Annotated in this window: 18 protein-coding genes, 3 tRNA genes and 2 pseudogenes; 16 read left to right on the top strand and 7 right to left on the bottom strand. The window is 36.6% G+C overall.

What is annotated here, in order from left to right:
• Window positions 1-248, bottom strand: a pseudogene (locus tag AC0KSB_RS11710) (hypothetical protein); the annotation flags it as partial.
• Between the two features lie 267 nt (window positions 249-515).
• On the opposite strand from AC0KSB_RS11710, the gene lspA reads away from it, so the two are divergent.
• The 9 genes from lspA (at window position 516) to recO (ending at window position 8,983) form a co-directional block, all read left to right on the top strand.
• Window positions 516-1,142, top strand: a complete 627-nt coding sequence (gene lspA, locus AC0KSB_RS11705; RefSeq protein ID WP_472309468.1) for a signal peptidase II — start codon at window positions 516-518, stop codon at window positions 1,140-1,142.
• Window positions 1,129-2,034 (top strand): RluA family pseudouridine synthase, encoded by a 906-nt coding sequence (locus tag AC0KSB_RS11700; protein ID WP_472309466.1) that lies wholly within the window; start codon window positions 1,129-1,131, stop codon window positions 2,032-2,034. Before lspA ends, AC0KSB_RS11700 begins: the two co-directional genes overlap by 14 nt.
• A complete protein-coding gene (locus tag AC0KSB_RS11695; RefSeq protein ID WP_472309464.1) occupies window positions 2,031-2,849 on the top strand; it encodes a DUF881 domain-containing protein in 819 nt (272 codons plus the stop codon). Before AC0KSB_RS11700 ends, AC0KSB_RS11695 begins: the two co-directional genes overlap by 4 nt.
• Complete coding sequence (locus AC0KSB_RS11690; protein WP_472309462.1) at window positions 2,846-3,556, top strand: DUF881 domain-containing protein; 711 nt, start codon at window positions 2,846-2,848, stop codon at window positions 3,554-3,556. The genes AC0KSB_RS11695 and AC0KSB_RS11690 overlap by 4 nt, the downstream gene beginning before the upstream one ends.
• A gap of 20 nt (window positions 3,557-3,576) precedes the next feature.
• Window positions 3,577-4,533 (top strand): PhoH family protein, encoded by a 957-nt coding sequence (locus AC0KSB_RS11685; RefSeq protein ID WP_472309460.1) that lies wholly within the window; start codon window positions 3,577-3,579, stop codon window positions 4,531-4,533.
• A 6-nt stretch (window positions 4,534-4,539) separates the two neighbouring features.
• On the top strand, window positions 4,540-6,711 hold the full coding sequence (locus tag AC0KSB_RS11680; protein ID WP_472309458.1) for an HD family phosphohydrolase: 2,172 nt from the start codon (window positions 4,540-4,542) through the stop codon (window positions 6,709-6,711).
• Window positions 6,674-7,195 (top strand): rRNA maturation RNase YbeY, encoded by a 522-nt coding sequence (ybeY, locus tag AC0KSB_RS11675; protein WP_472309470.1) that lies wholly within the window; start codon window positions 6,674-6,676, stop codon window positions 7,193-7,195. Before AC0KSB_RS11680 ends, ybeY begins: the two co-directional genes overlap by 38 nt.
• A 102-nt stretch (window positions 7,196-7,297) precedes the next feature.
• A complete protein-coding gene (era, locus tag AC0KSB_RS11670) occupies window positions 7,298-8,227 on the top strand; it encodes a GTPase Era (protein ID WP_472309456.1) in 930 nt (309 codons plus the stop codon).
• A gap of 6 nt (window positions 8,228-8,233) precedes the next feature.
• On the top strand, window positions 8,234-8,983 hold the full coding sequence (gene recO / locus AC0KSB_RS11665; RefSeq protein WP_472309454.1) for a DNA repair protein RecO: 750 nt from the start codon (window positions 8,234-8,236) through the stop codon (window positions 8,981-8,983).
• Window positions 8,984-9,047: 64 nt separating this feature from the next.
• Here the strand turns inward: recO and AC0KSB_RS11660 are convergent, their stop codons facing one another.
• The 6 genes from AC0KSB_RS11660 to AC0KSB_RS11635 form a co-directional block, all read right to left on the bottom strand.
• Window positions 9,048-11,621: an ATP-dependent DNA helicase gene (locus tag AC0KSB_RS11660; protein ID WP_472309452.1), complete on the bottom strand. Its 2,574-nt coding sequence runs from the start codon at window positions 11,619-11,621 to the stop codon at window positions 9,048-9,050.
• Window positions 11,622-11,717: 96 nt separating this feature from the next.
• Complete coding sequence (locus AC0KSB_RS11655) at window positions 11,718-13,160, bottom strand: MerR family transcriptional regulator (RefSeq protein WP_472309450.1); 1,443 nt, start codon at window positions 13,158-13,160, stop codon at window positions 11,718-11,720.
• A 73-nt stretch (window positions 13,161-13,233) separates the two neighbouring features.
• Entirely contained in the window at window positions 13,234-13,920 is a 687-nt protein-coding gene (locus tag AC0KSB_RS11650) for a helix-turn-helix domain-containing protein (RefSeq protein WP_472309448.1), read from the bottom strand.
• A gap of 153 nt (window positions 13,921-14,073) precedes the next feature.
• Window positions 14,074-14,319, bottom strand: a complete 246-nt coding sequence (locus AC0KSB_RS11645; RefSeq protein WP_472309446.1) for a hypothetical protein — start codon at window positions 14,317-14,319, stop codon at window positions 14,074-14,076.
• Window positions 14,320-14,520: 201 nt separating this feature from the next.
• Window positions 14,521-14,949 (bottom strand): hypothetical protein, encoded by a 429-nt coding sequence (locus tag AC0KSB_RS11640; RefSeq protein WP_472309444.1) that lies wholly within the window; start codon window positions 14,947-14,949, stop codon window positions 14,521-14,523.
• 289 nt (window positions 14,950-15,238) lie between these two features.
• A tRNA-Leu gene (locus AC0KSB_RS11635) sits at window positions 15,239-15,325 on the bottom strand.
• A 273-nt stretch (window positions 15,326-15,598) separates the two neighbouring features.
• Between AC0KSB_RS11635 and murD the strand changes: the two genes are divergently transcribed.
• The 7 genes and pseudogenes from murD to AC0KSB_RS11600 all read left to right on the top strand — a co-directional run.
• On the top strand, window positions 15,599-17,020 hold the full coding sequence (gene murD, locus AC0KSB_RS11630) for a UDP-N-acetylmuramoyl-L-alanine--D-glutamate ligase (protein WP_472309442.1): 1,422 nt from the start codon (window positions 15,599-15,601) through the stop codon (window positions 17,018-17,020).
• 230 nt (window positions 17,021-17,250) lie between these two features.
• Window positions 17,251-17,327, top strand: a tRNA-Ile gene (locus tag AC0KSB_RS11625).
• A gap of 15 nt (window positions 17,328-17,342) precedes the next feature.
• Window positions 17,343-17,427, top strand: a tRNA-Tyr gene (locus tag AC0KSB_RS11620).
• A gap of 294 nt (window positions 17,428-17,721) precedes the next feature.
• Window positions 17,722-18,282, top strand: a complete 561-nt coding sequence (locus AC0KSB_RS11615) for a biotin transporter BioY (RefSeq protein WP_472309440.1) — start codon at window positions 17,722-17,724, stop codon at window positions 18,280-18,282.
• Window positions 18,283-18,648: 366 nt separating this feature from the next.
• Complete coding sequence (locus AC0KSB_RS11610) at window positions 18,649-19,983, top strand: aminotransferase class III-fold pyridoxal phosphate-dependent enzyme (protein WP_472309438.1); 1,335 nt, start codon at window positions 18,649-18,651, stop codon at window positions 19,981-19,983.
• Window positions 19,984-20,068: 85 nt separating this feature from the next.
• A complete protein-coding gene (locus tag AC0KSB_RS11605) occupies window positions 20,069-21,226 on the top strand; it encodes an iron-containing alcohol dehydrogenase (protein WP_472309436.1) in 1,158 nt (385 codons plus the stop codon).
• A gap of 147 nt (window positions 21,227-21,373) precedes the next feature.
• Window positions 21,374-21,559, top strand: a pseudogene (locus tag AC0KSB_RS11600) (hypothetical protein); the annotation flags it as partial.

Raw genomic sequence — 21,559 nt, 5'->3', positions numbered from 1 at the left:
TTAAAACGCGATAGTCCCAAGACCGCTGCATCAACCATGAAATCGATGATGTTGGCTGTGCCAAACCGGGCATTATGACGTTTGGAAAATGACAGCCCTGTTTCCAACAGCTGCTGGAAACCGATTTTCTGCTTGAATGCTTCAATGTATGCCAGTGAAGCGCGGTTTGTGACCGTAGCGTTGTCGAATTTAGCTGGAAGAATTGTTTCTGAACGGTTTATTGTGGGTCGATTTTGTGCTAGACTCATGGTAACAGGCGGCCTTTCTTTGGATTTTGTTTTCTTTGCAGTTACATTTTACCAAAGATGCAGCCTGTTTTTATATGTAAAATTATTTTCACCCTATTCAATTGTCAAAGTACTACTAACTCTATGGTTTCCAGCTTTTTGAACTGGCTACCTGCCGATTACAGGTTTATATCTTCCGTATGCTGCTTTAGCATATGGAGATAGAGTAAGCGGACAGAGTAATCCAAATATATATCACCCTTATGTGGGAATAGAGGAGTTGTGGGTATGGTCTGGGCAATAATTATAATTCTTTTGGCAGGAGCAGATCAAATAATAAAATATATAGTTGTACAGAATTTAGGATCAGGAGATGTCATCACGGTTATACCGTCTTTTTTCTATCTGGTTAATAAGCAGAATACTGGTGCTGCTTGGAGTTTTCTGGCAGACAAAGATTGGGGTATTTACTTTTTGTCAGTTGTTTCTGCACTTGTGACAATAGTTGTATTATATATACTTTTTCGTACACCTTTTAGGAAACTGCAGGTATGTCTGGCATTATTATCTGCCGGAAGTATTGGTAATCTGATAGATCGTGTGTTCCAGGGAAGTGTTACCGATTATCTTGATTTCCATTTCGGTTCATATATTTTTCCTACTTTTAATCTGGCAGATATTCTGATTGTCTGTTCCACGATTTTTTTGTGCATACTTCTGTTTACCGATCACCGTATTATTGATCATCCTTTTTCTCTGGAACCAAAGGCGAAAGCTTCGTCAGAAAAAGAGAGTATTATTGAAAAGAGTGCTGATAAAAAAGACGAGTCTGTTAATACTGATGACACAACCGATAATATTGATAACAATGATAAAGATAATGTTGAAGAGGTTACAATAAATGAATCGTTATGATCTTATAATGGATGACAGTGGCAAAAGAATTGATGCCTGGATTTCAGATCAGATGCCTGAGCTGTCCAGATCATATATACATGAGCTGATTTTACAAAAAATGATTATAGTAGAAGGTGTTTCTAAGTTAAAACCTTCTACCAGGCTGGAAAAAGGATCGAGTATTGTGGTATCTGTACCCGAACCTGAAATGATAAGTATAAAACCGCAGAAAATAGATCTGAAAATAGCTTATGAGGATGAGTGGCTTCTGGTAGTTGATAAGCCTCAGGGAATGGTTGTTCATCCGGCTGCAGGGCATAAGGATGGAACATTAGTAAATGCATTGCTTGAATATTGCAAAGGTGAATTATCGGATATAAACGGAGTTATAAGACCGGGCATAGTGCACAGAATAGACAAGGATACATCGGGTCTGCTTCTGGTAGTGAAAAATAATCAGGTTCACAGCAGTATTGCAGATCAGATCAGAAAGCATGAAGTAATCAGAACTTACCGAACAGTAGTTTATGGACAAATACCATCAGATAAAGGTACCATAGATGCCCCGATAGGGCGTGATAAAAAGCATCGTCAGCGTATGGCTGTTGTTGCTGATGGCAAACCATCAATTACTCATTTTAAAGTGTTAGAGCGCTTTGTAAAAGCCTCTTATCTTGAGACTATACTGGAAACGGGCAGAACTCATCAGATAAGGGTGCATATGAAATATACCGGACATCCGGTTCTGGGAGATCCTTTATATGCAGGAGGCAGGGCTGATTTCGGACTAAAAGGACAGGCTTTGCATGCATGCGGATTAAGTTTTAAACATCCGGTTACGGGTGATATTCTAAAAGTTGAAAGTCCATTGCCTGTGTGGTTTAAAGATTTGCTGGAGCAACTTGAATGACTGATAAAAAAAATAAAAAGAATAAAGTAATAATAAGGAAAGAGAAAAAATCTCTGAAAAACAGCAAATATTTCAGCTGGTTATTTTCAGATAAAAATAAATATAAAATAATGCTCTTTGTTCTTTTCTTGTTGTTTGGGGCAATTGTGAGCACGCATATTCGTTCTGTTCAACAGAATTATAAGAAGAGTAGTCTTAATGAACAATATACTGAAACTCAGCAGGAAATAATTAAGCTTGAAGCAACTTATCAGCAACTGTTGGCCGAAAATGAGCGTCTGGTAAGTCAGAGAGATGAAGCAATTGACACCATACTGGACCAGCAGGGATACGAAGAATTATCAAGTGAGATTAATAGGATAAGAATTCTTGCGGGTTTTACAGAGGTTACGGGGGAAGGCATAGTAGTTACTCTTGATGACAAGCCAGGTTATGATCCGTTAAAGGATCCTGTTGCGTCGATCATTCATGACGGAAATATACGTCATGTGGTTAATTTGCTGATAAATAACGGAGCTGCTGCTATTTCTATAAATGGAATGAGGCTTGTAAACTCTTCATATATTTACTGTATCGGGCCGACTATATTATGTAACAGGGAGAGAATGACTCCACCATACGTTATTTCTGCCATAGGACCTGCAGAATTGATGGAAACAGCCGCACTGGAAGATCAGGTTTTAAATCAGCTGAAAATTCCTGAAATAGGTGTAATCATAGAAGTTGAAAAAAAGGAGCAGATAGTGATACCTCCTTTTGCCGAGGCTGATAATTTTGACCGATACATTAATCTGCTGGAGGTTGTTAATAAATGAGAACAAATGCAATAAGATCCATTGCTTTTACAGTCATATGTATGATTCTGGGCATTCTGATAGCTTTACAGATGAAAAATGTTAATGTGGACAATGTAACTGAGCAAAGGATGGAAGATTTATATAATAATTTGATTGAATATACCAGGAAAAACGAAGAGTTATCGCAAAGAAATGCAGAATTATTTTCGTATATTGAATTATTGGAGCAAGATTATGCTACCGGTAATGCCTATGTAGAAAATATTATTAGAGAGAGAGAAAGATCAGCTACATTTGCGGGATTAAGAGAAGTTAGTAATTATGGAATAATAATCAGGGTAAGCTGTGCCCCTGACGTTATGATAAGAGATAGTGTTTTGAGGCAGTTTGTAAATGAGTTGCGGGCTGTAGGTGCACAGGCTATATCAATAAACGATGAACGTCTTGTAGCTATGTCGGAGATAAGAGCAAGCAATCAGGACATTATTATTAACGGCAAAAACTTTGACCGCAGATCTGTATTTGAAATTAAAGCAATTACAGATCCTAATAGGGAAGAGTATTTTATGTCATATCTTGATACGGTAAAAAAATCTGTACAAACTGATCTTAGTGCTGATCAGTACGACATTTCAATACAGACAGTAGAGGAATTAACTATACCTGCCCTAAGCGAGGACAGTATAGCATTCAAAATTGACCTGCTGATGCCTTCCGGTCAATAATAAATAAGTAGAGGATTTGAATGGAAAAAAGAATCACTTTAGAACATGCACAGAATGCAGTAGAATTATTTGGCAGTTATAATGGACATCTTACTGTGATTGAACAACTTCTTGAGGTAAGTATAGAGGTTACGCAAGACGGGTTGATAATAAAAGGTGAAGATGATAATGTAAAAAAAGCTGCGGCAGTTTGTGAGAGACTGTTGGACATGAACAGGCAAGGTCATCCTGTTAATCTGCAGCTTGTTACTTATCTTACTGATTCTGCCAAGGAAGGGCTGATGGATCAGGTTACGGCATATTCCCCCGACAGCGTTTGTGTAACTGCCAAGGGCAGACCTATCCGCAGCAAGACTATTGGTCAAAAACAGTATGTAGAGGCAATATCTAAAAATGATATTACTTTTAGCATTGGGCCTGCAGGAACCGGTAAGACTTTTCTTGCCGTAGCAATGGCTGTAAATGCATTCCGGGCACAACAGGTATCACGTATAATTTTAACAAGACCTGCGGTAGAAGCAGGAGAAAAGCTTGGTTTTTTACCAGGTGATCTGCAAAATAAAGTAGATCCGTATATGCGACCATTATACGATGCCTTGCATGAATTAATGGGAACAGACCAGTATTTGCGTAATCTGGAAAAAGGTTTGATTGAGGTGTCGCCGCTTGCATATATGAGAGGACGTACACTTGACGAAGCTTTTATAATTCTTGATGAAGCCCAGAATACAACTCCGGAACAAATGAAGATGTTTCTGACCCGGCTGGGATTTGGATCTAAGGCAGTTGTCACAGGAGATATTACTCAGATTGATTTGCCTCGCGACAAGAGATCTGGTTTGATTGAAGCCAGAAGAATTTTAAATAAGGTTGAAGGTCTTGCCTTTATTGAATTGACACAGCGTGATGTGGTGCGAAATCCGCTGGTGCAAAGAATAATCTGTGCTTATGAAAAGGCAGGTAAGAAAGGAAACTGATCACTTATGCTGAAATTATCACAAAGTGTACAAAGAGTCTTTCTAATACTTATAGCCCCTATTTTGTTTTTTGCTATTGTCATGGCAATTTACTATGGTTCCATTCCTGAGAAATATCAGCTGAATCCAGGTGATGCCAGTCCCTATGATATTACTGCGCCAAGAAGTATACGTGATCCGATTGAAACAAATTTGCGTGCTGAGCAGGCTGCGGCTGAAGTTTCAGATGTAATGCTTAGATCAGAGCAGATTGTCAGTGAAGTTGTTGCAGCTAAAGATTTGATGATAGAGATCATTTCAGAGCATCGTCAGGAATTACTGGATGCAGAAGCAGAAGCTGCAGCTGCCCAAGAGGCGATAGATGCAGAAGCAGAAAATGAAACAGAGAATAATCCGATTACAAATAATCCGGTAAATCCGCCAGATCCTCAGGTTTATGCAGATTCACTTATTCAAGAACTGAACGAAAAACTACAGATTGTTATTTTGGCAGATGATGCTTTATCTTTGATAAAGATGGAACAGACAAGATTTGAAAGTGTGACTGGAAATATTGATTCTTTAACAGGCTTGATTATGAACAAACCTGTTGATAATGCTCAATTGAGACTTGATCTTAGCCAGAAAATTCAGACGCTTTCCGAATCTCTTACTTTTTATAAAGAAGACGCAGGTCTGATTGAACGTTGCCTTGGTCTGATTCTAAAACCTAATGTTGTATTTGATGCTGTTGCAACTAATAATGCCAGACAGGCTGCTTATGATCGTGTACAAAATAATCCTGTTATGATTGAACGTGGAACCAGAATAGTTCTGATGGATGAGATAATTACAGATGAAACATATGCTTTACTGGAAGAGCTTGATCTAATCGATAGCGGATCTTTTGATTATCGTCATTTTTTCGGTATTGTATCGCTTCTTCTCATTCTTATTGCGGTAGCAATTTTTTACCTGAAAAAATTTGAACCTGAAATTCTAAAACATGCGGGTAGCAGGATATCTCTTATTTTGGCAATTCTTTTGCCATTGGCGGTTTCCTTTTATTTCGTTCGTGATTACCCGCTGACTCCGCCGGTGTACTTTTCTGCTGTTTTAATAGCTGCATATTTTGGATTCAGAACATCAATGTTAATGACTACTTTACTAATAATGGCGATCATGCCTATGACTGGTTTTGATAATCTGTTCCCTCTGATTGCTATCGGAGGCAGTGCTGTAGCTGGTCTTTTTACCAAGGGAATATCAAGACGCGATAATTATGCATTCATAATTATCATGACAGCAGGAACAAATCTGGCAATTGCTTTTGCCTATGGTCTTCTACAAAAAGAAGGTTGGTCTGCTATTTCTATTCAAGCTGGATATACAGCTATCAGCGGTACTTTGTCTGTTATCGCCGCTATAGGTATAATGCCCTTGTTTGAGATGATGTTTAATACTGTTTCACCATTAAGGCTTATTGAGCTTTCTCAACCTGGACATCCGCTTATAAGAAGACTTTTTGTTGAAGCTCCAGGGACTTCCCAACACAGCATGATGGTAGCCAATTTGGCTGATTCTGCTGCCGATGCCATTGGAGCAAATCCTCTGCTGGCAAGAGTAGGCGCATATTACCATGACATAGGTAAGTTGGAAAATCCGATTATGTTTACGGAAAACCAGCAAGGAGAGAATCCTCATGATTATTTACCACCTGAACAAAGTGCAGATATCATTTTAAGTCATCCTGATCTTGGTGTCAGAATTGGCAAACGCTATCGCCTTCCTGCTCCAATTCTAAAAATGATACATGAGCATCACGGATCTTCATCACAGGCTTATTTTTATCATAAAGCAAAAAAAATAGCAGAAGAAAATAGCGAAGATATGCCTGATCCTAATAAATTTAAATATCAGTGTCCTATACCGAGCAGCAGAGAATCAGCAATAATTATGCTGGCTGACTCTGTGGAAGCTGCTGTTAAATCAACTGGCTTGACAAAACTTGATGAACTTGAAAGTTTGATTAGAAAAATTATTAAAGGCAAAAATGAACAGGATCAACTGGTTCAGTCTGGATTGTCTTTTCACGATGTCGAAGTAATAATAAAAGCGTTCCTGCAAGTTTATGCGGGGCATTTCCATGAAAGGGTGAAGTATCCTGAAGAACGTTCTGTTCAACAACCGGCAAAGTAAATATTCCGTTTCCGAATCAAAAAAACTAATAGAAAAAACAGTTGAAGCGATTTTATCTTATGAGAAATGCTGTCAAGAATGGATAGAAAAAGGTATAATCGTATCGGTGTGCGTAACTTTTGTCGGACCTGTTGCTATTAAGAAGGCCAATCGTCAATTCAGACAGACAGATAAGGTTACCGATGTATTGTCATTCCCCTTGCTTGACATGTATCAAGGAGAATTACAAGCAGATCTTACTGTCGCTGATTTTGAATATGATAAGGGAGCAAAAGTTTTAAATCTAGGAGATATTATGATAAATCTTCAAAAGGCAGAACAACAAGCTGAAGATTTCGGACACAGTATCATAAGAGAAATATCTTTCCTGACAGCTCATTCTATGCTACATCTTTTAGGTTATGATCATATGACAGAAGAAGAAGAAAGAATAATGATAGCTAAGCAAAATCAAATCATGAGTATTTTGAATATTGAAAGATGAGCAATTAAAGGCGAATAAGTGATAATAAAACTAAATATAAAAGACAGCATGAATACAGTAAATATAAAAAGGTAGACCAAGAAGGGTAATTTGGAGGATTGTATGGAGAACAAACAGTTTCGTTCCGGTTTTGTTTCATTAATAGGCAGACCGAATGTAGGCAAATCAACATTACTTAATCAGATTTCAGGTTCCAGACTGGCAATAACATCGCCAAAACCACAAACCACCAGACAGGTTATCAGGGCAATCTATGACGATAATGAATCTCAGATAGTTTTTCTTGATACACCTGGAATTCATCAACCTAAAACAAAACTAGGTGATTATATGGTTAAGTCTGCCAGACAGGCTATGTCGGAAACTGATCTGGTGTTATTGCTGATAGAAGCAGAATTTGAACCTCGTGTCAGCCTTCTTGAGAAAAAAATACTGGAAATTGCCGCACATTTCAAAAAGAAGGTTATTCTTGTTATAAATAAAGTAGATATTGCGGAAAAAGAAAATATTTTGCCCTTGATGGCGGAATTTAATAAAACATTTCCTTTTGCCGCAATGGTACCTGTTTCGGCAAAAACCGGAGATGGTGTCAATGAATTAATTGCTGAAATCAAAAAGCTTATTCCAGAAGGACCAAGATATTTTCCAGAAGATTCTTATACTGATCAAACTGAACGCATGCTTGCTGCTGAATTGATTAGAGAACAAATATTAAGATTGACTCATGAAGAAATACCACATGGAACAGCAGTTGCAATTGAATCATTTGAAGAGATTTTTGACGAAGAAGATCCCGAAAAAAGAAAACATGTTTCTATTAATGCTGCCATTTTATGTGAAAGAAGCACACATAAGGGTATTGTAATTGGTAAACAAGGGCAAAAGCTTAAAGCTATCGGCAGTGGTGCAAGACTGGAAATAGAGAAAATGCTTGATTGTTCCTGTTATTTACAGATCTTTGTAAAGGTAAGAGAGGACTGGCGTAACCGCAAAGGTATTCTCAACGACCTGGGATATGAAAGCCGAGATTGATTTTTTATGTCACATATAGTTGTACGCGGATTTGTTTTGCGCGAACAGCCTGTAGGCGAAACAGATAAAATTATAAATATATTAACAGCAGACCACGGGCTGATCACAGCATCAGCCCGTGGAGCAAGACGAGCCAAAAGCCCTCTGCTTGCAAGTACACAGATTTTTGCATTGTCTGATTTTCAGATTTTTTCTTATAAAGGCAGATATACGGTTGATTCTGCAGATCTGGTGGAATCCTTTATGGCCTTGCATCAGGATATAGTTCGTTTGATCTGTGCAGCACATCTGGCGGAAGTTTTTAGTGATATCTTAAAAGATGATTTGCCGGAACGCCTTGCTTACGAATTGTGGGCTTATTCTGCTTACAAGCTGCAGGTTCATGAAGATCCTTTGCTGATAGTACATATTGCTCAACTGCGTCTTCTAACCATTGCAGGCATGCGGCCGCCGGTTGACATTTGCAAGCATTGCCACCAAAATGTAACAGCTCCTGCTGTATTTTCTTTTACTTCTCTTGCTATTTTCTGCGGCTCAAATTCTTGTTTCAGATCTGCTGGCAAAAATTTCATCAACTTATCAGGCGGTGCACTTGCCTGCTTACATTATGTTCTTGAAAAACCTGTCCAGAATATTTTTAGTTTTGAGCTTGAAGCAGAAATAAAAAAAGAAATAATCAATTTTTCTGAAAATTATCTAACAAATCAGATGGAAAAAAAGTATACAAGGCTTGATATGCTAAATGATATAACCTGATTGTTTTTTAAAAAGGATAATTCAATCAAATAATTTCATAAAGAAACAGACTGGAAAAACCAAACTAGGTATCCCAGAACTGACTAGCTGTTTCACATATCTCTTCCGTATTCTCCATTGTTAAAGGCATCCATTCATGTGGGAACAACTGCCTGTATTCATATTTTTCATATCTGTCGTCTATCAGAAGAACAAAGCCACGATCATTTTCTCCTCGAATTACTCTGCCTGCTGCTTGCTGCACCTTGTTGAATCCAGGATAAATGTAACTGTAAGCAAAGCCGCTGCCGATGCTGGCATCATAATATTGCTTCAATATTTCTCTTTCAGGCGATAATTGCGGCATGCCGGTTCCAATAATAATAACACCACTTAATTTGTCTCCAGCAAGATCAATTCCTTCGTTAAAAAAACTACCCATAACAGCAACTGCTAGAAGTGTCTTTTGGCCATGTTTGTTGAATCTGCTCAGATATTTTTGTTTTAATTCTTCGGACATACCAGGTATCTGCAAAAGACAGTCCATGTCTGATGGACTAATTATTTTAAGTAATTTACGGAATTTGCGTAAATAGGCATAAGATGGAACAAAGACCAGATAATTGCCGGTATGCTGCCTAATCGCACTTAGAATCAGCTCAAGTATTTCCGGCATTGTTTTTTCACGATCCTTATATCTGACCGATATGTTTGAATGAACCAAAAGCAGCAGATTTTCCTGCGGAAAAGGTGAGGGGAGTATAAGCTGTTCTGGCGGGTCATTGGCAGCTTTACTATCCATAAGTCCAATATAATACGAAAGAGGCGATAAGGTAGCAGAAAAGAAAACTGCAGGCCTCTTCTGATAATAAGCATCTGTAACAAAATCCGAAGCGTCAAGACATAATAATTCAAGTACAAGACGATCTGTTTTACTCTTTACGCCAACTGTTTCAGCAAGCTTCAAAGTAGTTATATGTCGTCCGCGATCAAACATATCTGCTATTCTGGCAAAAAATAACAGACTAAACAATAGATCAGTCCAGATTTTTTTCTCAGGCAGATCCATAACTTCATCCAATAAAGTTCTGATGAAGTAGCTGCAGCGTCCTGCTGCTGAGATAAAGGCCTGCGGCTTTTTTTTCATAGCCAAAAAACCAGCTGTTTTCATGCTGTCTTCAGCTTTACAATTTTTTTCTACCTTTTCAAAACCTGTCTGAGGCTGAACAGCAGTGATTTCTTCACGCAGAGAATTAAACCAAGCAGACAGTTGATTTAATCCGTTTCGCAGATATTTCACAGTAGCAGGCGGTTCGGTTTTGTCCGGCCATAATTCGTTTAATTGTTTGACAGCATCGTCAATAAGCTTTTCTGTAATCTGAGCACTATACATTTCTCTTGAACGAGCAGGCAGGTTATGAGCTTCATCAATCAACAGAACAGCATTACGAGGCTGAGAACCAAAAAAACGATCAAGTTTGACTCTGGGATCAAAAGCGTAATTATAATCGCAAATTATAAAATCACAATATAATGAAATATCCAGAGATAATTCAAAGGGACAGACATGATAATGTCTGGCACAAGCCGTAATATCTTCAAAAGTTATTTCTTCAAGCTGCAGTAATGCTCTGATAGCATCAGGTAAATTTGTGTAATACATGATGGCATAAGGGCAATTAGCAGTATCACAGAAGATTTTTGGTTCTAAACAGATTTTTTCCTTGGCATAAAGAACCAGACTTCTGATATGAAGCCCTTTTGCTCTTAAATCATTTAAGGCATCCACCGCTGCCTGACGGGTAGAAGTCATAGCAGTAAGATAAAAAATATGATCCGTCAAATGGTGGCCTAGTGCTCTGACAGCAGGAAAGACAGTAGACATGGTTTTACCGGTGCCTGTAGGTGCTTGAGCAAACAGTACACCTTTTTGCCTTATTGCCGCAAGAACTTCTTTCATCAGCTCTTTTTGCCCAGATCTAATTGTCTGATAAGGAAAAGTTACATCACAGGCACTCTTGTCACGAAGTTTTTGCCAGACAGCAAGCTGACCAGCAATCTCCATATATTTTTGACAGGTTTGACAAAAAAACTCCTCCAGTTCAATGATGCTGAAATTTTTTTGCCATAATTTCCGCGATCTGTCCTGTATGTTAAGATATACAAGCTCCAAAGTAAGGCTTTTACCTTTGTTTTCCCGCAAATACATATAACCATATAATTTAAGCTGAGCCCAATGCAGCAGATCGCCGCCTGCTGGCAATTTGTGATCAGGCAAACCATGCGTTTTTATCTCAGTCACAATTACTGTGCTGTCAGGACTTTTATCAGATATTTCGGTATGGACACTTTCTTTATTGTTGCTATCAAAATCGCTGGAGGAAGAAATTTTTTTCAAATGTACTATATCGCATCTGCCACTTAACTTTAGATTGACATCTTCATGCTCATAGAGAGCCTCTAAAGGATATTCTGATAATATGGCATTACCATATTTGTTTTTTACAGCATCAATATAATACTGATGAAGTCTGATTCCTTCAGCAGCTTCACTTTTCATAGAATCATGTATCAGACCGCCTTGTTTATAGACAGATTCTACCAGCGTTCTAACAGCAATTCTCATCAAAGGTTTATTCTGAGTTGTACTACTATTCATTCCACGTCCTGTTATTTGATTTCATATTTAGATTTTACTATACAGTATAGTTGTGGCAAAACCAACAGGTTGATAGCAATAGTTATAAAAGAATAATTATTTAATCATAGAAAAACTGATGCTGAAATAATTTTCTTTAATATTTTCTTCAGGTAAAAGAAAACCAAGATCCAGGTTTGTATAGCCTGAATAATCTGTATCGCAAGAGAATAAAATATCGGCTTCTGTGAACTGAAAATCTTGAAAACTATTATTCTCAATTTGATTTATTATTCGATTTGGTATCCTTGATAATAGCTTCATTTCGTCTTGTGCACCAACGAAAGCAAGAGAAGACAGAATCATTAGTGTGTCATATGAACCAAGATAGTCTTGATTATTTCTAATTTGAACATCAAATGAAACTTCTTTTATATACCCATTCTCTAACTCGAAATTATACTCAGGAGTTTCACTATAACTGTATTCAATATAAATCATTTCATCAGTTTCTTTTTTTACCCATTTACCATTTTCGTCCAGATATTGATTGCCAAAATCAACGCCTAGATATTTTGCATAATAATTATAATTTTTTGCAAACTGTGATATTGTCAAATCTCCTCTTTGAGGTGGCAGCATTTGAGCGGAAAGTATTAGGATTAAAGCAGCAAATGCTGCTGCATATGCACCCACATAAACCATATTACGATACTTTTTTGTATCTTTGATAGAATAAGAAATTGAAACATCCCAAGGTTGTATTTCACTTTCGCTGCATATTTTATAACTTTTCCAAAGGCGTATTAAATTATAAATCGGAATATTATATCCCAGCCCAGAACCTATAACATTCCAAGTGCGCTCTAAACCCTCTTTATAAGAAAGATGCTTACCATCTGCATTTTCGATTTTAAGTCCCCAAATTGCTTTGCCAGGAGTAGTACCAAGAAAATGGAGCCATAGCGGTTCCAAAAACAGCATTATCATAACTGCTATAAAAGAATCAAGTAGATTTCCCAATGAGCTTCTGGCGGACAAATTAATTTGTAAAATAAAAGCAAGAAAAATTGACCAAATTATTTGATAAATGAAAAAATCTATTGCTCTGGCCAAAAATCTGCGCCAAGGGTGGAACACTTGTGGAAGCATATCTCCTTTAACTGTGAAATATTGACTGTTTGATTTTTCTGCCGCCTGCCTGATTTTATCAAGGTATTTTGCTGCATCCAGAGTTGCAAAATTTAATTGTTCTTCATTTATAGATCTACATACGTCCTGTGCATAAAGACAATCCTGCTTTTCTTGCTCCAATACTTTTATTTGTTTAATTAATACTTCTGATAATTTATAGTTGCCATCCTTCAATTCCTTAATCTCATCTAATGATATATGAAGACTACGCAGTAATTTAATTCGCAATAAAATTTGCAAATCAGTATCTGAATAGTTTCTATATCCGTTATCCATACGCTGGGGATTTATAAGTCCTTCGCGTTCATAAAATCTTATATTTCCTCGTTCCATACTGGTAAGTATTTCGATTTCTTTTATTGTCATATTATTTTGTCACCTCCATACACTTACCAATGATAATCTGTGAAGCCTGTTTACAGTCAAGAGTTTTTATTATTTAATCAACTAAATCTTTCCAACGCTTACTATCCTTCATATATGAATAAGTTTCCTGATCTCTAAATAATTTCAGCAAATTCTCTCTAATCTGTTCAATATATTCTTTTTTTGGTTCGCTAAAGCTCATGTTTGAATAAAGAGGAGATTTTGTAAAAGCATATATACTCTCAATATTCCCAAGCATTTGTTCTATTATCTCCAGTGTTTTGTCTACATCTTTTTCTAATGTGGCTAATTCAAGAGCAGGTGAGACTTCGTGGTATTGCCCAAATTCAAATAATTTGGCTAATCCTTGAGCTTTCTTTATAATCATGCTAGCCTTATCAAAGTTTTTTTCCTCTAATGCTAAAATGACAATTCCATTTAAAGTCATGCTTATGTGCTGATATCCCTCATATAGTAATTCTTCGTATGTTTTATAAGCATTTCCAAATTGCCCAGAATTACTAAATATCATTGCCTGCTTTCTCTTATGTTCAAAATTGTTGTAATTGTGGTTTAGTAAAGTATCTGTAGAAATATGAAGAATTTCAGCAATTGAGGATAACAAAGAAATATCAGGAAATGCATTTCCTTTTTCCCAGCTGTTTATATCTGAAATATTTAATTCAAGATGTTTTGCCATTACCTCTTGTGTAACACCTATTGCTTCACGATATTTTTTGATTGTTTTCCCAATTTCCATTTTGTTACCTCCACTATTGAAAATGCTTGTATATGTCAAAATTGCCATCAGAATTTGTGTATAATACATATAGTTCTCTGCCACTATTCAAACAACAAATTGAAAATGCACCAGGAACATCGAATAGAATTTTATTATCACTACCATCAAACTCTATAGAATAACTTTATCTTGTGTTAATTCAGAAGAAATATCATCTTCAAAATTTTTGTCGTCTTTAATTGCATATTCCAATTCATTATAAGAAATTGTTTTCTTCTTTTTTCTCTTATTGTACATATTCTTTGCTACGCTCTCTATAACTAAAACCATATAAACCTTTGTTTTGTGACAGGGAATTTCTTCCATTATGCTTTTTTCTTCAATTGTATCAAGTAAACCTAAATAAAAATTTAACATTGAGAGTCTCCTTGCAGCCTATCTTATTTTAATTATACAATAGGAAAAAACAAAAAAACTGACTCAGCAAGTAAATAAATGGTAAGTAAAAATAAGCTGAACTACCCAAAAAATCCGAACACTTTTTATATCATCCAAAGAAATGGTTTTTGAACCATCTTTGTAGAAGGCTTCTTGATTTTCTTCCATTACTTTTAATGGTTAAGGTTCATATTCTTTTAGTACAACCCATTCTTGATAGGGATCATCTTTATAAAATTCTAATGCTTGAAGATAAGTTGTTCCCTCTATTTGCCAAACTTCAGGAGAAATATAGTAATTTAAAATGTTTCCATCTAACCATGCTTCTACTTGTTCTGATTTTACAGATTGAAATAACTCTTTTGCTTGTGCTTCATTTTCAAAAGTAGCAGATACTAATACATTAGTAACAATATTGTCTACCCAAGTAATTCTACTTGTAGCATAAATTATTCCTTGCTTTTTTGCATCTGAGCCATTTTTAGGATATTGTTCTAATACCAATACGGCATTTGAATAATCTTTATATTTGAATGCCATATTAGTACATCCAACTAATAGTACAATAATTATTAGTAAAGAACAGGCAATAAAAAATTGTTTTTTCATAAATTTATCCAATCTTTAGTATTTGTACCATATACATATAAACCTTTGTTTTGTGACAAGAAATTTCTTCCATTATGCTTTTTTCTTCAATTGTATCAAGTAAACCTAAATAAAAATTTAACATTGAGAGTCTCCTTGCAGCCTATCTTATTTTAATTATACAATAGGAAAAAACAAAAAAACTGACTCAGCAAGTAAATAAATGGTAAGTAAAAATCAGCTGAACTAACACAAAAAAATCCGAACACTTTCTCAATCGAAATTGATAAAGTAGTTCGGATTTCATGTTTGGTGCGAGAAACAGGACTTGAACCTGCACAACCTAACGATTACTAGCACCTGAAGCTAGCGCGTCTGCCAATTCCGCCATTCTCGCGGGACGATGATTATCATAACTCAAGGGCAGAAAAAATGCAAGCCCTCTTTACCAAAACCAATGAAAAATATATTGATGATAATCAAATAAAACTTTGATGAATCAAAATATCCCTGGCTAGAAAATGAAGTAGTAAATTATTTAATACACTTGGTTTTAGTTTGTATTGGGCAGTCATTATGAATATAATATAAATTAGCATATAAATCACAGGAATTTTACTGTGATTTAAAAAATATTTGAAGAGTACTTTGGAAGGAACGAATAACAAATATGAATAAAAAATTAAATGATTTCAAAAATATGATTAAAGGGAAAAAAGTGGCCGTGCTTGGTGTCGGAATCAGTAATAGACCCCTTATAAGATATATATATGAACTGGGAGCACAAATAACTGCTTTTGATATGCTGCCGGATAATGATCCTGTATTAAGTCAAAGTAAAAAAGCAATGGAAAATGATGGTATCATTCTCAACTGGAGTACAGGCTCCGATTATATGTCTGCGCTAAGAGGCTTTGATATTATTTTCAGAACGCCAAAAATGCGCAATGATGTTGACGAACTGCTTCAGGAAAGAGCTAGAGGTGCTGTAATCACTTCTGAAATGGAAGTTTTTATGGAATTATGTCCAGCAAAGATTTGGGCGGTGACAGGAAGTGATGGTAAAACTACTACTACCACATTAATTAGCCTGATGTTGGAAAAAGCTGGCTGGAAAGTACATTTGGGAGGAAATATAGGAACACCTTTATTAGATAGAATAGACATGATAGAAGAAGATGATGCTGTTGTTCTTGAACTTTCCAGTTTTCAGCTAATGAGTATGCGCAAAAGTCCCAATATTGCTGTTGTTACAAATATTTCACCAAATCATCTTGATGTTCATAGTGATTATCAGGAATACATTGATGCCAAAAAGAATATCTTTTTATATCAGTCTTTTAATAGTTTGCTCGTACTTAATGCCGATAATTATGAGACTGCTTCATTTAGCAGTGAAGCAAGAGGTTTTGTTAACTGGTTTAGCCGTAAGCAGTCTGCGACCGAACCAGGTGCTGTACTTGATAATGGCTGGCTGTGCTGGCATGAAAAAGGTCATTTAGAACATATAATTCACTCAAGCGAGATAATCATTCCTGGCAGACATAATGTAGAAAATTATCTGGCTGCTATTACTGCTACCTGGAAAGATGTAAATCCGGCAGCAATAATAGAAGTAGCTACAACCTTTGGTGGTGTAGAGCATAGAATGGAATTAGTTAGGGAAGTGGAGGGCGTAAGATATTACAACAGTTCAATAGATACAAGTCCTAATCGCAGTATAAATGCTTTAAATGCCCTTAAAGATCGTTCAGAGAAGGCTGTGCTGATAATGGGAGGCCAGGATAAAAAATGCGATTATACGGGCCTGGGGAAGGCGATAGTAAGCGTGAGTGACAGAATTATTCTCTGTGGAGCAAATGCAGATAAAATTGAAGAGATAATACTTAACGAAGCAGCATTAAATGATGTAGATCGAAATGAGTTACATCTGGTACATTGCAAATCTTATGAAGATGCAGTGGCAAAAGCGAAAAGTCTTGCCAAAGAGGGAGAAGTAGTTGTCTTAACTCCTGCCGGAACCAGTTTTGATTCTTTCCGACATTTTGAGGAAAGAGGTAATTTGTTCAAACAGCTAGTGCAGGATCTGTAAAAAGTATCAAGATATATTCCTGATAGATATATGTATGGATCCGACGGGAATATATCTATTTCCTAATTTAAAATGGTTTTTAAAACAGTAGATATACTGAAGCAAAAAATCAGGGAAAAATACAAGGAAATAATATTACAAAAAGAGCTTGACATAAATCTCTTGGTTATATATAATCTCCCTTGTCGCTCCGGTTCGGAAGAGCCGTTGAAACTAGAAATTATCCATATGGGCCTTTAGCTCAGTTGGTTAGAGCAACCGGCTCATAACCGGTCGGTCCGGGGTTCAAGTCCCTGAAGGCCCACCAATAAACCAACCATATGGGGGAATTCCCGAGCGGCCAAAGGGGGCAGACTGTAAATCTGTTGTCGACGACTTCGGTGGTTCGAATCCACCTTCCCCCACCATATTGCAGATGAATAAGCTGCATAGAAAAAGTCTTGAGAAATCAAGGCTTTTTTTGTTTCTAAAAAACAACTTTTTCAGCTTTTTACTTTCTTTGTCTGACTCTTGAAGATATTCCAATAGGATAGTTGAATTAATTATTTGTCAGTTTGTCAACTTGCTAAAAGACAAGGTTGACAAACTGTTTTGTTTTGCTATAATCAGTGCGAACCATATTAATATGTATACCTAATAAAACAGAATTTTTGATAGTTCTATTAATTAAGATCAGAGAAAAGTTAAAAGAGGAGAAATTTATGAACAGAAATCGTGTCCGTGATCTTACTTTATGTGCAATGTTTGCTGCCGTGCTGTGTGTTTTTTCAGTTATGACAATTCCTATAGGCCCGGTCCCTGTTTCAATGGCTATTTTTGGTGTGATGCTGGCAGGATTGCTTCTGGGCTGGAAAAGAGGCTTTATCTCAACTGCTATATATGTTCTTTTGGGAGCTATAGGAATACCAGTTTTTTCTGGTTTCAGAGGTGGTTTCAGCATGATTATTGGACCTACAGGTGGATATATAACCTCATACCTGGTAGTAGTTGTTATTATTGGTCTAATAACTGCGAAAAGAGCACAGCATAAATTACTTGAGTTTGCTCAAGGATTTTTAGCCTGTATAATTGGTCTTGCTATTTGTTATCTAATGGGAACAATACAGTTTGTACTTGTAACAGGAAATACTTTTCTGGCAAGTTTGTCTATTTGTGTTTTCCCCTTTATACCTTTTGATATAATTAAGGCTCTTGTTGCTATCTCTCTTGCTTATACTATGCGGCGTGTTATTCCTCAACTAAAAGAAAGTCCAGCACAGTAAGCATGAGAAATTTGGTTATATATATTCATAATAAAGATATAATATGCACAAAATTTGAATTTTTACAATCTTGTCAAAATGCTTGTAAATGACGCTTTTGCAATCTTTTATTGCAGTCTGAAGATGAATTAAAGCTTAAAATCGATCTTGATAGTTGTAAAATGCAATATGATATTATGTGACTTGCATATATTCAAACGGCAGAAATTATATTTTTTTAGCTTTTTGTTGGGTTGTTTTTGCATTATTATTGAATTATACTATGTCAAACAGATAGAAAATCTAGTTTTTGACGGCAATGTGGCTTTAAACCCACATTGCCGTCTTTGCTATTTCTAATGATATATATTCAGGAGGCAGAATCAAATGACAGGTGTTGAAATCAATAAAAAATTAAAGAAATATAATTTGCAGTCATGGAGTCGTCAAAAACAGGTAAATCCCGTATCTGTTCAGAAAGCAGACGGCATATATTACTGGGATTATGATGGTAATAGATATTCTGATATGTCGTCACAGCTTGTCAATATGAATCTTGGTTTTGCCAATAAAGTAATAGGTGATGCTATTAAGGAACAAGTTGATAAGTACTGTTTTGTCGGTCCGTCCTTGGGATCTGAACCAAGAGCTTTACTGGCAGAAAAAATCATCAGCCTTTTGCCTGACAATATGGGAAAAATATTTTTTACAAATGCTGGTGCAGAGGCAAATGAGAATGCTATCAAAATTGCCAGAATGTATACGGGACGCAATAAAATCTTTAGTCGTTACAGAAGCTATCACGGCTCCTCCTTCGGTGCCGGAAATCTTACAGGTGAGCCGAGAAGGTTTCCTGTAGAACCTGGTATTCCAGGTTTTGTTAAATTTTTCGATCCTTATATATATCGTGAACCAGTTAGTTTTATATCTGAGAAAGATGCTTCAGATTTTTATCTGGCAAAGCTGGAAGAACAGATTCATTATGAAGGTTCAGAAAGCATTGCGGCAATTATCCTTGAAACAATCACTGGTTCAAATGGTATTTTGATTCCTCCTGAAGGATATATGCAAGGTGTAAGAGCAATTTGTGATAAATACGGAATACTTCTGATTTGTGACGAGGTTATGACTGGTTGGTGCCGCACAGGGAAAATGTTTGGCTTTGAGCATTATGATATAAAACCAGATATCGTTACTTTTGCCAAAGGTGTGACTTGTGGTTATGTTCCTTTGGGTGGAGTTGCAGTCAGCAGTAAAATAGCAGAATATTTTGACGAGAATTTATTAGCATGCGGTCTTACATATAGCGGACATCCTCTTGCTTGTGCAGCCGGTCTGGCATGTGTAAATTACTATGAAACTGCCGGTATTATAGAACATGTGCAAAAGACAGGTACTGTTTTAGGAGACCTTCTGGAAGATTTAAAACTTAAACATAAATGTGTAGGAGATGTAAGATATATTGGTTTGTTTTCCTGTATAGAACTGGTAAAAGACAAGAAAACCAAAGAGGCACTTGTGCCATATGGGAGTGATCCACAGGGTATTATGCCTAAAATACTAGGTCTTTTGAAAGAAAGAAAATTCATGACATATACGCATGAGAATTTTATTTTTATTGCACCGCCATTGATCATAACTGCTGAGCAGTTGCAAGAGGAAATGGAAAAGCTGGATGAAGTTTTGGCAATTGTAGATAGAGAGTATATTACAAAATCATAAATGTGTTAGTAGATAATATCCAGATTGTTTGTATCTGTTGGATAATTAATGAATTCATGAAAAATTTTCAGAGGAGGTGACTGCTATGGTACATAATTTCAAAATACCACCAAATCTTTATATTGGTAATAATGCTCTGAGGGAGTCATCTTCAGTTATTGCAGTTTCGGGTAAAAAAGCATTCATTGTTTCTGGGAAAAATGTTACTGCTTCAGGTGCTGTCGGCAAATTAACAGATCTGCTGTATGAGTTAAAGATATCCTATGAATTATTCAATGATATTGTTGGTGAACCTGATGATATCACGATAAAAAAAGGGCGGGATTTCTATTTGCAAAGCGGTTGTGACTTTATCATAGGAATCGGTGGTGGTAGTCCCTTGGACAGTGCCAAAGCGATTGCTCTGATGTCCGTGTGTGAAGGAGAGATAATCGATTTTGCAGGCAAAGAGATCAGAGGGGATTTGCCCCAACTTATTATGATACCGACAACTGCCGGTACTGGCTCTGAAGTTACAAAATTTACTGTCATTACAGATTCTGTTAGTAAGACGAAACTTTTGCTTAAAGGTGATGATTTGCTGCCGGATATGGCAATTGTAGATCCGCAGTTTACGGTAACTGCTCCGCCATCAGTTACGGCAGCAACCGGCATGGATGCTCTTACTCATGCTATCGAAGCTTATATATCTGTAAAAGCAACGCCAATGATTAAACCATATGCTCTCGATGCAATTAAAAGGATTTTTGAGTTTTTGCCAATTGCCTATGATCAAGGAGATAATCTAACTGCAAGAGAAGAATTGGCGATAGCTGCCTGTCAGGCCGGTATTTGTATCAATAATTCTTCTGTGACAGTAGTTCATGGGATGAGCCGGCCGATAGGAGCGATTTTTCATGTACCACATGGTATTTCTAATGCGATGTTGTTAGCTGGATGTATGAAAAGAATTCAAACTGAATGCGCAGGTGTTTTGGCAGAGATTGCAAAAGCAGCAGGGTTTTCCGAGATAAATGATGATGATAAAGCAGCTGCAGGAAAATTGATTGATCAACTTGTTAGTTTGTCTGAGAGATTAAATATACCGAAGCTTAAAGATTACGGTATAGATCAGGAAGTTTTTTACAATAGTATTTCAGGAATGGCTGCAGCAGCTGTTTCCAGTGGCAGTCCTTCAAATCTTCCCGTTACAATGTCTCAGGAAGAAATTGAAAATTTATATCAACCTGTAATCGGCAGGTAGCCAGTTCAAAAAGCTGGAAACCATAGAGTTAGTAGTACTTTGACAATTGAATAGGGTGAAAATAATTTTACATATAAAAACAGGCTGCATCTTTGGTAAAATGTAACTGCAAAGAAAACAAAATCCAAAGAAAGGCCGCCTGTTACCATGAGTCTAGCACAAAATCGACCCACAATAAACCGTTCAGAAACAATTCTTCCAGCTAAATTCGACAACGCTACGGTCACAAACCGCGCTTCACTGGCATACATTGAAGCATTCAAGCAGAAAATCGGTTTCCAGCAGCTGTTGGAAACAGGGCTGTCATTTTCCAAACGTCATAATGCCCGGTTT

The organism is Ercella succinigenes (assembly GCF_900002895.1).
The sequence above is the reverse complement of the archived record's forward strand: the minus strand, read 5'-3'. Positions and strand labels throughout refer to the sequence as shown.